We start from the raw sequence: 15,265 nt of genomic DNA on the forward strand, positions 1-15,265 counted from the left end.
GCTCGATCGATATATTATCGATAAAGTATTTTCAGTTCAAGATATTTCCCGAGGAGAAATCACGAAGTGAAAACGACAGCCATCATCGGCGGCGGGTTTAGCGGCACGCTTGCGGCGATCAACCTTGTCCGGTTCGCACAGACTCCACAGCAGGTTGTCATCATCAACAGCGGTCGCCCCTTCGGCAGAGGGACTGCGTACGGCACCACGCGCCGCGAACATCTACTTAACGTCGCGTCCCGGAACATGTCGGCTTTCCCGGACCAACCCGAACATTTCTTTCATTGGCTGCGATCACGATGTGAATTCGATTCGATCCCCGATGACCAGCTTCGCGAAACGTTCATCCCCCGTCAGGTCTATGGCGACTACGTCCGCGGCATGGCGACGCACTACCTCGGCACACACGATCCCCGTTCCATTGTCACCTGCAAGGTTATTGAAGACACCGCGATCGATGTCCAGTCTCGCGGCGAAAACGGCGGGACGGTGATCCTGGAACAAGGATCCCCGATCGAAGCTGAATCGATCGTGCTGGCTACTGGCAATCAACCGCCTGCGGGCCTACCGGGTGCGCGCAAATTGTTAAACGACCGTCGCTACTGCGGGAACCCTTGGAAAGACTGGCACACCAACCTTCCCGCCGATGATCAACACATTGTTATTTTGGGAACGGGTTTAACCGCGGTCGATGTTATCGTCACTTTGCGTAACAAAGGCTGGGGCGGACGGATCACTGCGATTTCTCGCAATGGCATGTTGCCACAACGTCACTTTCGAGGAATCGAATGGCCCAGCATTGTGCCCGACGACGGACAGCACCGCTCGCTGGAGGAACTGTCGAAACTGGTGCGTCAGGATTGCGAACGACTACGCGGAATCAGTCAAAACCCAGCGATCACCGTCGATAAACTCCGCGGGCGAACTCAGCAACTTTGGAAGGGTCTCACGCTGCAGGAAAAGCAACGGTTTCTCAAAGACCACTCCGCTCACTGGAACGTGATTCGCCACCGGATCGCCGGCCCAATCCACGATGCAGTGACCGACGCGTTGGATTGCGGACAGCTGACGATTCTACCGGCGACCATTCAGTCGCTGACCGCTGAAGAAAATTCGATTGAGGTCCAAGTCATCACCTCCGAAGGAGAGTCCCAAACCGTGCACGGGGACATGATCATCAACTGCACAGGCCCCAAAGCTCGCTTCTCGGATTCAGGAATCCCGCTTTACCGCAATCTTTTTGACCACGGCCTTGCTCACCCGGATGCGATGGACATGGGGATTGCCGTCGACGATCATTTCGCGGTCCTTGATCAATCGGACATCCCTTCGAAATTCCTCTACGCGATCGGGCCCATCCTAAAAGGGACATTGTGGGAAACGATCGCGGTTCCAGAACTGCGGCAGCAAGCGATGCAAGTCGCACAAACGGTGCTGGAGCAAAAACCGATTACCATCGCCGAACCGGAGACGATCGAATACTGCATCTAACGCGCAAACCGATGGCGCGAGCCCAATGCTATCTATTTTCTTAGCGGAACGGCGCGAACCGTCCGGCAATCGCATAGAAAACACAAGGAATTTGCGGGTCGGCTTGTGCCGACCGGCAAGGAAATCCGCCCGCAGATGCCAATGTAGGTGACATTGGACGAGTGTCCGGACAATCAGGCGATCGTTTTTGCCCTGCTTCTAAAACGTCTAAACCTGACGAACCAATTCTCATGCCCAGCGATTTGCTGGGATGTGACGACGCTCCCCCCCCTTGCAGCATCTTTTTCTTGCGCAAGATCGTGACATTTCTTTGGCATTTGCCCCCCTTAGTAATGGCTCCCGAACGCGATGGCGCCTTGCCGTCGGCTTTGCGGCCCCCTCCTCTCCTTCTTCTCTACTTCGGGTGAAAACATGGCACGCTACTGGAATCATTGGATCGGACGCCCTAAATCGACCAAACGGGAAACTCGCAAACGGAGCGAAACTCGCCGGCGTCTTAAACCGGAAACACTCGAATCCAGGCAAATGTTGGCCGCAAATATTTTCCATAACGAACTGATTCCCGAAGACGTCAACGAAGACGGTATCGTCACCGCAGTCGATGCGTTGACGATCATCAACCAGATGAACCGCCAATCGCGTGGCACATCTGCTGCAGAAGGAGATGCACAATCCCAGCGGGACCGAGGCCAAATGACCGACGTCAATAACGATGGTCGTGATACGGCCATCGATGCCCTGATGGTCATTAATCGACTTAACCGAGACCGCAGGACCTCGAATGTGCCAACCGACCAGCCTAGTGATCCTGCGGAACAGCCGACCGAAAATCCCAGCACCGATTCCCCGGCAGAAGTGCGTTCGGTCGATGGGACTGGCAATAACTTAGAAAACCCAGAATATGGCTCGACCGGAGTCGAATTTTTGCGAATCGCCGACAATGACTACGCCGATGGAATTTCGGAACCAGCAGGCGAAGATCGTCCGAGTGCTCGCGAGATCAGCAACGCGCTTTCAACGGCGGATAGCGAAGGGACCACAAGTGACCGTGACATGACTTCATTTGTGTATGCCTGGGGTCAGTTCCTCGACCATGACATTACCCTGACGCTGACATCAAGTGACGAAGCCGATTTGTTCGAAATCGAAGTTCCCGAAGGCGACCCCTACTTCGATCCCTTTGGAACCGGTGAAGAAACGATCAGCTTAACGCGATCGTTGATCGCTGACGGCACGGGAACGTCCGTAGAAAATCCTGCTCAGCAAGAGAATGCGATCACCGCCTGGGTCGATGGGTCTCAGGTCTACGGCAGCGACCAAGAAACCTCGGACGCCCTTCGCGAATTCGTTGGCGGGCGGATGTTAATTACCGAAGAAGGTTTATTACCCACGGATGAAAATGGCAGTATTCTTGCCGGAGACATTCGCGCTGCCGAGAACCTCATTCTAACATCCATGCAAACCCTGTTCGTCCGCGAACACAACCGTCTGGCCGATGAAATTTCCGCAGCCAACCCAGACCTTTCAGACGAGGAAATCTACCAGCAGGCTCGTGAGATCGTGATCGCAGAACTGCAATCGATCACCTACAACGAGTACCTGCCTGCACTGCTGGGCGAAGATGCCTTATCCGAATACTCCGGTTACGATTCGAGCGTAAACCCAGGAATCGCCAATGAATTTTCTACCGCCGCATACCGTTTCGGACATTCGACGCTTAATGATGAATTCCGCCAGGTCGGCGATGATGGCCTAGACATTGACGAACCGATTTCACTTGCCGACGCATTCTTCGTACCTGACTTACTGGAAGAAACGGGCATCGAAGTTTTCCTAAAATCCGAAGCATCCACGCTGTCACAAGAGATTGATTTAGAGGTTGTCGACAGCCTTCGCAATTTCTTGTTCGGCCCTCCAGGAGCCGGCGGATTTGATTTGGCATCGCTAAATATTCAACGCGGACGCGATCACGGCTTAGCCGATTACAATTCGACGCGAGCAGCCTACGGACTGGATCCCGTCGAATCGTTCGCGGAGATCACCAGCGATGCTGAGGTTGCCGCGAAACTTGAAGCCCTTTACGGAGACGTCAACGATATCGATCTGTGGGTTGGTTTACTGGCCGAAGATCACACCGAAGACGGATCGCTGGGCGAAACGGCCACGGCGATCATCGCCGACCAATTCGAACGACTGCGTGATGGTGACCGGTTCTACTACGAAAACACGATGACAAACAGTGAGATTCGCGAGATCGAAAACAGTACGCTCGCCGAAATAATCACTCGCAACACGAACCTCACTTCCCTGCAGTCGAACGTATTCTTCTTCACGCCCGAGATCACTGGAACGGTGGTTGCCGAATCCGCAACATCGTCCACAGAGGAAACAACCGACCTCGCACCTACCGAAGAGGGGGAACTGGTTGCCTCCGAAGCGGAATCGACTGCGTTCGCCCAACAACAGGATTCACAACGCCTGCGTTCACAACAACAGGACTCACAACAGTCAGAGAACGAAAGTCTCGGAAATCAACGACTTGGGGATCAAGGTCCAGGGAACCAGCATCTTGGTAACCAGCGTCCTGGAGATCAGCATCCTGGGGATCGAAATGACAAACCGACTCCAGAAAAACGTGACGATCGAATCGTCGCAGCGGAGGGCATCGCGGTCGAATTGCTCGATAGCGATGGAAACGTGATCGACTCGACAGTCACCGACAGCGAAGGAAACTACGCCTTTGATTCGGTTACTCAATCGGGGGCCTACCAAGTTCGTATCGCAGATTCCGACGAATGGGACATTGCTGGAATCGGCACTTGGGATCTGATGATTTCCAACGGAGAAGAAAACCTGGGCGGAATCAACTTCCGTGTCGTGGTCTAACCGAATCGTCATCCCCGACGAACATTCAATCAAACTTCTTTTCGCTTAGATATAAGATCATGCAAAAAACAACCGCGGCGTTAACCGATACTATCCTTGGAGACTCGTTCACACTCGATTCCATTCTTGCTCCATTTGATTTTGGGGAAGCGATTTTCATGGAAAGTGTGACCGAGACCAACAACCAATCGATAGCAAAACATTCACGGCTACAGGTGCCCAAAACCCCCGACATTCAGCGGTCCCGTCCACATCGACTCCCTTGGCTCGGACTGTAAAGACATCTTCGTCGAAACAATCCCTTTTACTTGCGCACGCATCGAGGATGCGTGCAGCATTTTCTACACCGCAAGCATCTTCATCAACGAAAACCGTGGCCCCGCTTCGTGCCAGTCCACGCACTATTAAGAAAAGGCGTTATTCGCCTCCGCCTCATTTACGAAAAGGAATTCCAATGAACCCAATCACTTCAACGCAGGGCGGATCAAGTCCGTACGTGAACCAAGCCGCTAGCGGTAGTCAACGAGCCGGCGGGGGAGATCCCGCCGAACGGCTAGAAAAATCTCTCACCAGTTTCCTGACCGAACAAAAGGTATCCACCGAAGACCAAACCAAAATTCAAACGGAACTGAAAGATGCCGTCGCAGCCCTTGCGAACAGCACAAGCCTGACGCCACAAAAAGTAAAGGACGCACTCAGCGAAGTCCTCACCGAACACGGCATCGATGGTGACAGTTTCGTCAGCCAGCTCGGCACCCCGGCATCACAGGGTTCGCAAACCCAAAGCGGCCAGAGCTCCGCGAGCGGCGAAGGACCACGAGGCGGGGGTGGACCACGGCGTGCTGGCGGTCCACCACCGGGGGGCGGTCCACCGCCAACATCCGACGACACCGAAACGAGTGAAACGACCGAAACATCCGCAGCAAGCGAAATTGACGCATTGCTCGAATGGCTGGAAGAACAGAGCGGTACGAGCAGCACAAGTTCTAGCTCGCGCGTTGACACCTTTCCGGATTCGTTCATCAAACGTGGTGGCGGTAACCTGGATGCCACCACCTAATCCTTCGGAAACTCATATCGACTCGGCGAGAGCCCACCGCCGAGTCGCCCCCCGCTACGACGACCATGCCAATGGTTTCCGATCACCCTGCGCCGATTAGATATCGGGAAGTACCAATTCTTCGATCCGCTGACGCGTTTGCAGCACAAATGGCTGATCTTGGTCAGACGGAGCGATTGCATCGAGGTCGGCAGAGGCGTTTTCGATAGCCGCAAGCTTCCCTTCTGTATCCCCTTGAAGATCACCGATTTCGGCAACCGATCGGTACAATAAGGCTCGCCAACATCGGTGAGTCATATTTTCAGGCGACTCCTCCACCAACTGCGTTTGAATGCGCATCGCATTGTCTAGGTGCTCGGAGGCAAGCGATAGGTCTCCAGCGGAGCGAGCGATATTGGACAACTTGTGCCACACATGTACTTCGGCAACGGCGAAGAGCGTCGTGTCCGGGAATTGACGACGCAAAGGGGCAAGTTCGTCCAGCGATTCTCGCAGTCGCATCCGGGCTTCGTTCCGTTGACGAGGCGTCCGCACTTCACGCCGCAAATTCACCCCTGCCAAGGCTTCCACCAAACGAAAGCGGACGGCGGTATCGTCGGGCGTCGCATCTAGCTGGCGGCGAAAAATTTTGATCGCTTCCGCAAAATGATCTTGTTTGAGGCCCGGACGTTTGGCAAGCCGCGATTCTGCCAGGCGAACCTGAGCTCGCAGAACTTCAAGCAGACTACCCTGCCCCCTCGATTCCTGCACCGTTCCACCCTCTTCAGGCGTTTGGTGCAGTTGTTCCAATATTTCATGGGCAGCATTTAGATGTTCTCTCTGCTGTTGATGAGCCAATTGAACCGACGACGAATCAACACGGCGGCGCTGCGAAGCTGGAGCCCCCAGGGCCACATGAGCACGGGCTAGTTGCAACTGTGCTTCGCGGTCCGATGCGGGAACCTTCATCGCGGCGGTGATCGCTTCGAGGGAAGCGGCTTCGGATTCATCGAATCGCATCGCACTCGCGTTCGCTGCAGCCAATTCGTTGTACAAACTTGCCAACAGCCGTTGCTTTTCATTTTCAGGCAGTGCGGTCATCTCACTTCGCGTCAACAGAACCTGCAGACCGCGATCTAGCGAATCGATCGCAGCGGACGTCTGCCCCAATTGTTGCTGGATCAACGCCAACCGAATACTCGCCCGAATCATCTGCACGATCACATCGGGCCGGCTAGGCGATTGCTGCGAAAGCCGTTCATAAAGCGGCTGAATACTCTCAAGTACCTTCGCCGTATGCGGGGATGGATTCAAGCGGAGAATGGGCGAGCCCGAATTATCAAAGCCCGAATCGTCAAACCCCGTATCGCGGATTCCCGCCGAAGGGGCTGCCACAATATCGACGACGCCATCCAGCGACAGTAAAGCAACGTCTACCGTCTGCTCCGACTGGCGCAGCGCCTCGGCCGTCCGTTGATTCGCTTGCGAAACAATCACCCACCCCGCGGTCGACGCCAACGTTGCCAGGCTTAGCGATGCCAAAGCAATCCCCGCGGACGCTGCAATCCGCGGATTTCGACGGCACCACCGCAGACAACGCGACAGCGGCGAAATACGTCGAGCCTGAATCGGCTGATCCAGCAAGAAACGATTCAGATCGTCCCGCAGACTTGCAGCCGTTTGATATCGGAGCGAAGCCTCCGGATTCATCGCTTTGGAAACAATCGTTTCCAAATCTAACGGAACATCGGGGCGTAAAAGACGAACCGATTTAACACGGTGCTGGCGGACCGATTCCATTAACTGATGAGGATCCGAATCCACAAAGGCAGGCTCACCAGTCAACATCTCATAAAGCGTCAAACCCAGACTATAGATGTCGCTCCGCTCGTCGGACAAACCTTGAAAGCGTTCCGGAGCCATGTAGCGTGGACTGCCACTGAGCGCCTGCGTCATCGTCAGATCATCCTGCCGATTTCGGGCAAGACCAAAATCGGTGATTTGAGCCGTATCGTTTTCATCCAGCAGAATATTGGCCGGTTTTACGTCTCGATGTAACACGCCGCTATGGTGCGCATAATCAAGAGCATCGGCGATCTGCTTGGCAATCAGCGAAGCCCTCCGAAAATCAAACGAGGCACCCGCCTCCGTAATTTTCTTATCCAGCGTCTCTCCCTGGACCAGTTGCATGACAAGGTACGAGGTGCCGTCGGCTTCACCTGTCCCGAAAACGGGAACAATATTCGTATGGTGCATGGCAGCGGCCGTCTTCGCTTCGCGTTGAAAGCGCCGGAGGGCTGCATCATCCAACAAGCTTTGCTTGGGAAGCAATTTAACGGCCACCATCCGTCCAAGCGATTCTTGCATCGCTTCAAAGACGACCCCCATTCCCCCCCGTCCGATTTCTCGAATCAGGCGAAAATCACCCAACTGTTTGGGGGACCGCCCTGCGAGCGTCGCAGTACCATCGCCAGAAACCTGCTGGTCAATTTTGACTTTTTCAACCGACAACACCAGCGGAAACATTTTTTGAATCGCTGCGGCCAATTCGGGATGCCGGCGTACGTATTCGTCGATCGTAGGCCGGTCGCCATCGCGATACCTTGCCAAGAAATCACTAGCAAGGACATCCACGCTGGCGAAAGTATCATCGGGATCCGCATCAAGCATAAATAAAAACCGCCATACGATTTGCCCCATGAAAGTGGCATGGGTTTTCCAGCCCGCCAAAACCATCCGAAATCGGGCCACACTTCCCGTGGAAATCCTTACGCATGATTGTACTCCAACATGCCCCCACCGCCTGTAGGCCAATCGCCCAGTGGTCCGGTCCCGAAGCACTACCTGACGTTTCGCCGAGCAACGCTTTAGTTTCTCCCGGCGGGTCGCCGTCCCTGCGTTGGCGCATTTTTTCTTTCCACGGCTTCACCCTCTGGATTTAAACGGTTGCGACGAAACTGAGCTGCCAAGACCAGTCGTTCCGCTTGGTCTAGTGACCGATCCTTGTTGGCGTCCGCGATTTCAAAGGCCTCGTGCATATGAATGGGCAATTCATCCAGTCCAATCAGGTTGTCTTTGTTCTCGTCAAACTCAAGAAGGTCTTTGGCAAACGCCGCATCGGTTTGTGCCGAATCACCACGCCCTGGCCGTTGCCCTTGTCCTGGCCCCGAATCTTGCCCCGGCCGTTGCCCTGGACCTGGACGTTGTGCTTGACCTTGTCCCGGCCCTCGACTGCGACCATTCTGCATACCAGGACCGCCTCCGGGGTGAAGTTCCTCCGCCGTCAATTGACCATCTTGATTGCGATCCAGTTTGAGCAATGAACTGGATGCCTGGGCGATTTCGGACGCCGACAATTCGCCGTCGCCGTTGGTATCAAAGATTCGCAGCCAAGGAGGCGATTGCTGACTGCCAGCTTGGCCACCACGCGGCCCCCCCATTCCCGGCCGCTCGCCTCCCGGCCGTCCGAAACCCTGCCCCTGCCCCTGACCGGCTCGTCCTGGCGGCTGGGCATTGGCGGAAGGAGACAAAAAGCCAGCAGCAAATGCGAACAGAGCAATCGAAGCGAATACGATTTTCATGATGGGGGCTCGATGGTTTTAAGTAGGGGATGAGGCATCATTAGAAACCCCGATCCAACCGAACATCTACCGAAAAAATAAAAAAGGTTTTGCGATCGACCGGATTCTTTCCGGCAAGGCTATGAAATCTGCGACAGGACCCCACGTAACCGCTCCAGCGCCCGCATGTACCGAATGCTTGCCGCTTTCGGCTGGATGCCAAGTTCGACGGCAACCTCCTGATTCGTCAGCTCTTCGAAGTGCCGCAGCGCCAACACCTCTCGATCGATCTCATTCATCCCTTGCAGCGCTTCGTGGACCTGCCCAATCAGCTCTTGCTTCACCGCCGCTTGGCTGGGTGAAGTCAGGTGTGCGATAAAACGCTGCGAAAGACACATGGAAGTATTCTCCCATGATTTGGCGGCCGACGGATTCGATTCACGAAGCGTCGATCGTGATTGAGTCCCTAGATGCCTGCGATGAACGTCGCTAAGCGTTTGCCCGGCGACCAAACGTAGCCAAAGAAAAAACGAGGGAAAATCACCATCGATGAAATGTTGAAGCCGCTTTTCAGCGTCGATGTATACCTCTTGCAGCACATCATCCGCGTCGACACGGCCGCGAACCTGATCGCTTAAACGAAAGTGAATGATCTGCCAAAGCCGTGGGCGATGATGTACAAAAACTTCAGCGAATCGCGATGCATCGCCCGCTTTCAGTTGCTGCTGGAGGTCTTCGATCAAAGAATTCACAAAACGTTCTAGAAATTCGGTAGATGTTAGAGCTGCGCCGGGTTTACTTACATACACCCCCAACAACTCTTCGACCCCCATTGTATCGCAGGCTTATCCTCATGAAACCATTCTCTCTAATCGGTTCCTCGGCCCTGCTTGTGGCATTCGTTGCGATGGCCGGGCAAGCCAATGCCAACCAGAAAAAAGCGATCGAAGGTCGTTCTTCGATCCAACCGAATATTGTCGTTCTTCTGGCAGACGACCTGGGTTGGGGCGATGTCGGGTTCCATGGTGGATCCGCTGAAACACCCAACATCGATCGCCTGGCGGCAGAAGGTGTCACGCTAAATCGCTTCTATGCCTACCCTGCCTGCAGCCCTGCCCGTGCGGCCATGCTGACCGGCCGATTTCCACACCGGTACGGAATCAGCGGACCGGTCCGAGGGCGAGACGAAGGGTTGCCAACGACCGAACGATTGCTCCCCAAAGACTTTCAGCAAGCTGGCTACCAGACCAGCCTGATCGGCAAATGGCATCTCGGCAACGCATCCCAAGCGGGCACCCATCCAACCCAAAGAGGCTTCGACCACTTTTACGGTTTCACCGATGCGTTTGTCGACTACTTCCAACATACCGCGGCACGAGGTCAAGTCGATTGGCAGCGGAATGGCAAAACGGTCCACGAACCGGGATACTCAACCGATTTGTTAACCGCGGAAGCGGTCCAACAAATCAACGCTCGCGACAAACGCAAACCGTTTCTGATGTTCGTTTCGTTCAATGCACCCCACTCTCCGTTTCAGGCCCCCGAATCGCTCATCGCAAAATATTCCCATCGCCTAAACCAGCGAGAAGCAACCTACGCGGCAATGGTCGATTCGATGGACCAAGGGATCGGTCGCATCCTAAGTGCTCTGGACAAACAACAACTTCGCAACAACACGATCGTTGTCTTCACGTCGGATAACGGAGCCGCTCGAAACGGAACCAATGCTCCGTTTCGCGGGCAAAAACGTCAGGTCCTCGAAGGAGGGATTCACGTTCCCTTTGTTGTTCGCGCCCCCGGCAAACTGAATGCAGGATCGAAAAGCAATCAACTGGCAGCCATTCATGATCTATTGCCGACGCTCGCCGAGGCAGCAGGCGTACGAATCGTCGACCAGAAACCTCTCGATGGCATTAGCCTGTGGGGCAACCTGAAAGCGGAAACCGATCAGTCACGAACACTGGTCATCGCGGAGGAGGATTTTGCAATCATCCGCGATGACTGGAAATTGATCCAATCCGCATCGGGAGAGACGGAACTATATAACCTCCGCAACGATGCGACGGAATCCAACAACCAATCCAGTCAGCAACCGGCAATCGCCGCAAAACTGAAAAGCCAACTGTCTCAGTTTCAAAACCAAGTCGCCCGTGACCTTCCCGCAAACACTGGCTTTGTGCAAACCGCGGCAGTTGCCAACGCTCAAGCGACCGCGCTAACGTCCACGTCTGCAGGCGATCAGCAAGAGGGTGAATCACTGGCGACGGCGACACTTCGCGGCGATGTAACCTATGGCGTCCTTGGTGATCGTCGCGTCGAATCCAATGGATTTGGCATTCGCCTGCTCTCGGCCAAAGACACCGACGGAAATGGACAGTTCGCTGGCGAAGCGACTCTGCCCCAGGCGGTTGCCAACCCCGAACAGCGATGGTACCGCTACACGATTTCAGGCATGGCGCAAGATGACTTTCAAGTCGACGCTGACGAACTGTATCTAAAAGTCGAATTCTTCCAAAAGTCCGGAACCGATTCGTTAGACCTCATCAAGACACGGATCTATCCGCAAGTGCTCCGCGAACGAACCGACCTAAAGGACGAAGCGACAAACCGCAGCCTTGGGAACGGAACATGGCGAACGTATTCGATGGATTTCCGCACGCCGTTTGCTCAGGTCGATCAGCTAAAACTAAGCGTCGGATTTGCGAATGGCAAAGGGTCTGGCAGCCGTTCAGAATTCTGGGTCCGCAGCATGTCGATCGCTCCGATTCCCGTCCCCGCAAACTACCAGCCGCCGTCGTCCCCGTCGGGATTCCCTCAGCCCAACCCCAAGTCGCTTGTCTCGCTGGGTGGCCGCTGGTACTACAATCCGCAAGGCGGTGACCGCACCCCGCCGAAAATGTTTGACCACACCAACGCGGAACAATTGCTGTACAAATCAGGCCGATTTGAAGCTCCCTTTGCGGGCAACATGTCGTCATGGCTACGTGCCGGTTACTTGGACCTTGCTGGCAAACCTGTCGAAGAAGACCAAGAGAGACCGCAATCGCTGATCGTCACGTTCACTGACAAACACCTTGTGATGCGTAGTCGAAACTTGCCCAACCATCCGACGGCGACCTTTCCCGATCGCTGGCGATTGCTCGACGGCAACCCGTCCTACATCCAAGAGCAAGCCAACACATGGTACATCCCGCTAGAGCCGCGTCCTGCGACCGGAGCGATTGCGATGAACGCAAACAATTCGAACGAGGCACTACCCATGGGAGCCATCGGCGTCGCGACCAACGGCGTGATCTTTTTCAACCCGTTCGACCACATCAACGAAACCGACGCCGTCTGGCGACTAGACCGTTGCTGTGGCCATCCAAGCCCCCGAAACCAATACCACTACCACAAGTATCCGGTATGCGTCAAAACGCCATGGAGCGACGAAGGTGAAGATCACTCCAGCCTGATCGGCTTTGCTTTCGACGGATTCCCCGTCTATGGCCCCTACGAAGCGAAGGGTTTACTGGCCAAGGACGATACCCAAAACCGGTTGAATGATTTCAACCTGCATACCGACGATCAACGAGGACCTCACTACCACGTCACTCCCGGTCAGTTCCCGCACATCATCGGTGGGTACTGGGGAGAGGTGGAACCGCTTAACGGTCGACGCCGCAGCCGACCCTAACGAGTGTCGCAAGCAGCAAGAGACAAAGTAAATCCTTACTCTTTGCTCAGTTCTAAATCCGCAAGGTAAACCGCCGTGTACGGTTTACCTTTTTCGTCTTTCTCATGCGTGGAATACCAACTAACCAGCCCGCGACCATCTTTCAGTTCCACAAATCCGGGGTAGGAATTGTCTCCACCGCTGGGTAGCTGAGCGAAAGGAATCAGCGAATTTTCTTTTAGCCAATAGAGAGTTGTCTTAGGCCCCTTGTCCGTCGTTCGACGTCCGCCCACAAGAGTGTGAGGTCCCCATTTCGCCAGCAGCGGCCCACCGATGTGTTCCGGCAAATCGACTCTTGAAAACTCAAGATAAGGAGGGCGGGATCGTCCCAGCACAGCAATATTTGTGCGGCTTCGGCTGACCGACAACATGTTCCCATCCGGTTCGAAGAGGAACGCGGTTTCGTTACCACGATCTTCCTGAAACAGCGTGTGAAATCGCCAATTCAAGCCATCCTCACTTTGCAACATCGCCGATTCGACGATTGCAGTACCGCCGGCTCCCGTTTCGTCTTCGCTGTAATTTCGTTTCCGCCTTCCGCAAAGGTATGCCTTTCCGTCATGACTTGCCGCTCGCCAAATGTAATGACCATAGGTCCCTTCTAGTTGGTGCGGCTCGCTCCATTCCTGACCATCTTCGGTGAAGACGGCATAGCCAAGATGTTTGTTCAGGTCGTATTGATCGCGTGGCAGTTCGCCTTCGCCCGAATACCAGGTCCCGGTATAGATGAAAAGTTTGCCTTGAAACGCAAGGAAGTGAGGATCGCGAACGTCTCGTTTCTCAACCGAAAAACGGTGCTCCAGTTCCCAGGTTTTACCTTCGTCCGCACTGGACATCACGACCACCTTGGAGGTCGGAAAAACCATGTGACCATCGGGACAAGAGCGAAAGGTAAGCCAGATCTTATCTTTCCAGCGAATCAAATCGGTGAAAGCGTTGTGTTCCCCATTGTGGGAAACCTTGCGTACGTTTTGGACTTCGACGTCAGGCAACCGGTCTTCCGCAGTCGCCGACAGCGAAATCAACAGGCAAGCCGACAGAAAGCTGAACAAAATCTTCATGGGTAATCGCCCTCGTTGGTATGGCACGATGAAACGAGGACAAGTTTAACAAGCTCAGCGACGCTGTGCGTGGTTCGATTCTTGCTCGATGCCTTCCCCAATTACAGACGTGCGGCCTGGCGAGTGCTCCCTAAGCGATCAATTCGTGGACGACCTTCGCGGGTTCGACGCCTGTCAGCCGCATGCCCAGTCCCTGAAACGGAAAACTGAATCGGCTGGAATCGATTCCCAGCAGATGCAGCATCGTGGCGTGCAAGTCGCGGACATGAACCACATCCTGGACGGCGTTGTATCCCAGTTCATCGGTCTCTCCGTGACTGATTCCTCCCTTAACTCCGCCTCCGGCCATCCACATCGAAAATCCTTTGATGTGGTGATCACGGCCGGGACCTCCTTTGCCTTGGAACATTGGCGTCCGCCCGAATTCACCGCCCCAAATCACCAACGTATCCTCAAGCATCCCTCGCTCTTTCAGGTCGTTAATCAATGCGGCTGTCGGTTTGTCGGTCAGCCCGCAACAGATGTCCATGTACTTCTGCAAATCGCCATGGTGATCCCAGCCACGGTGGTAAAGCTGGATAAACCGCACGCCCCGCTCGGCCAGTCGGCGTGCCAGCAGGCAATTGGACGCGTAGGTACCGTCCCCTGGCTGGGCGCCATACGCATCCAGGACGTGTTGAGGTTCGCTGGAGATATCCATCAACCCCGGCACCGACGTCTGCATTCGGAACGCCATCTCGTAGGCCGAAAGCCGAGTATCGATATCGGGGTTGGCGACCTGGGCATTGCGTTGTTGGTCCAGTTTGCGAATCGCATCGACCAGCGCCGACTGCTGATTCGCAGAAACGCCCTTCGGATTGCTCACATAATCGACCGGATCGCCCGAAGAATTGAATTCCACTCCCTGGAAACGCCCCGGCAAGAACCCGGCGGACCATTGCCGCGACGCGATCGGTTGTGGGTTACGACCACCTTGACTGGTTAGCACCACAAAACCGGGTAGGTCCTCCGTTTCGGCCCCCAGTCCATATGTGACCCAGGACCCCATCGACGGCCGGCCGCTGATCGCGGTCCCTGTATTCATGAAAGTATGAGCCGGATCATGATTGATTTGCTCGGTCACCATCGAGCGAACGATCGCGATATCATCGGCGATCTTTGCCGTATGTGGCAGATAATCGCTGATCTGCTGACCACTGTTCCCGTAACGCTTGAAGTCAGCCAAGTGCCCCAGAACCTTCAGTGCCTGCCCCTGCAACTGAGCAATCGGCTGGCCTTTGGTGAAGGATTCCGGCATCGGTTTCCCATTCAACTCGTCCAGGGTCGGCTTGTAATCAAACGTCTCTAGATGCGACGGGCCTCCCGCCATGCAAAGAAAGATCACTCGTTTCGCTTTCGCAGCAAAATGAGGAATATCGTTCGAAATCGCACCAGAGGCGAGGGTTGATGCGGCAGCGGAACCGAGACTAATTCCCGTTTGGCCGAGGAAGGTTCGGCGGTTGAATGGATTCAT

Annotated in this window: 10 protein-coding genes; 5 read left to right on the top strand and 5 right to left on the bottom strand. The window is 54.9% G+C overall.

All coding sequences use genetic code 11. From position 1 onward, the window contains the following. Positions 1 to 66: 66 nt before the first annotated feature. The 4 genes from FF011L_RS22545 (at position 67) to FF011L_RS22560 (ending at position 5,437) form a co-directional block, all read left to right on the top strand. Positions 67 to 1,491, top strand: coding sequence for an FAD/NAD(P)-binding protein (locus FF011L_RS22545; protein ID WP_145354221.1), 1,425 nt, complete (start codon positions 67 to 69; stop codon positions 1,489 to 1,491). A 411-nt stretch (positions 1,492 to 1,902) separates the two neighbouring features. After that, the gene (locus tag FF011L_RS22550) at positions 1,903 to 4,377 is read left to right on the top strand and encodes a peroxidase family protein (protein ID WP_145354222.1); all 2,475 of its coding nucleotides are present in this window, start codon (positions 1,903 to 1,905) and stop codon (positions 4,375 to 4,377) included. Between the two features lie 59 nt (positions 4,378 to 4,436). Then, positions 4,437 to 4,655 (top strand): hypothetical protein, encoded by a 219-nt coding sequence (locus FF011L_RS22555; protein WP_145354223.1) that lies wholly within the window; start codon positions 4,437 to 4,439, stop codon positions 4,653 to 4,655. Positions 4,656 to 4,831: 176 nt separating this feature from the next. Then, a complete protein-coding gene (locus FF011L_RS22560; RefSeq protein WP_145354224.1) occupies positions 4,832 to 5,437 on the top strand; it encodes a hypothetical protein in 606 nt (201 codons plus the stop codon). 96 nt (positions 5,438 to 5,533) lie between these two features. On the opposite strand, the gene FF011L_RS22565 is transcribed toward FF011L_RS22560, so the two are convergent. The 3 genes from FF011L_RS22565 to FF011L_RS22575 all read right to left on the bottom strand — a co-directional run bounded on the left by FF011L_RS22565 (position 5,534) and on the right by FF011L_RS22575 (position 9,728). After that, the gene (locus FF011L_RS22565; protein ID WP_145354225.1) at positions 5,534 to 8,167 is read right to left on the bottom strand and encodes a serine/threonine-protein kinase; all 2,634 of its coding nucleotides are present in this window, start codon (positions 8,165 to 8,167) and stop codon (positions 5,534 to 5,536) included. A 116-nt stretch (positions 8,168 to 8,283) separates the two neighbouring features. After that, positions 8,284 to 8,997: an EF-hand domain-containing protein gene (locus FF011L_RS22570; RefSeq protein ID WP_145354226.1), complete on the bottom strand. Its 714-nt coding sequence runs from the start codon at positions 8,995 to 8,997 to the stop codon at positions 8,284 to 8,286. 119 nt (positions 8,998 to 9,116) lie between these two features. Continuing rightward, the gene (locus FF011L_RS22575) at positions 9,117 to 9,728 is read right to left on the bottom strand and encodes a sigma-70 family RNA polymerase sigma factor (RefSeq protein ID WP_246109572.1); all 612 of its coding nucleotides are present in this window, start codon (positions 9,726 to 9,728) and stop codon (positions 9,117 to 9,119) included. Positions 9,729 to 9,829: 101 nt separating this feature from the next. On the opposite strand from FF011L_RS22575, the gene FF011L_RS22580 reads away from it, so the two are divergent. Beyond that, positions 9,830 to 12,652 carry a sulfatase-like hydrolase/transferase gene (locus FF011L_RS22580; protein WP_246109573.1) on the top strand — a complete coding sequence of 941 codons (2,823 nt, stop codon included), beginning with the start codon at positions 9,830 to 9,832 and terminating at the stop codon, positions 12,650 to 12,652. Between the two features lie 35 nt (positions 12,653 to 12,687). Here FF011L_RS22580 and FF011L_RS22585 read toward each other — a convergent pair whose 3' ends face one another. Together FF011L_RS22585 and FF011L_RS22590 are read right to left on the bottom strand one after the other, a co-directional pair. Continuing rightward, positions 12,688 to 13,752, bottom strand: coding sequence for a hypothetical protein (locus FF011L_RS22585; RefSeq protein ID WP_145354228.1), 1,065 nt, complete (start codon positions 13,750 to 13,752; stop codon positions 12,688 to 12,690). Positions 13,753 to 13,882: 130 nt separating this feature from the next. Then, positions 13,883 to 15,265: a DUF1501 domain-containing protein gene (locus FF011L_RS22590; RefSeq protein WP_145354229.1), complete on the bottom strand. Its 1,383-nt coding sequence runs from the start codon at positions 15,263 to 15,265 to the stop codon at positions 13,883 to 13,885.

Origin of the sequence: Roseimaritima multifibrata (assembly GCF_007741495.1) — a bacterium.
GTDB lineage: Bacteria > Planctomycetota > Planctomycetia > Pirellulales > Pirellulaceae > Roseimaritima > Roseimaritima multifibrata.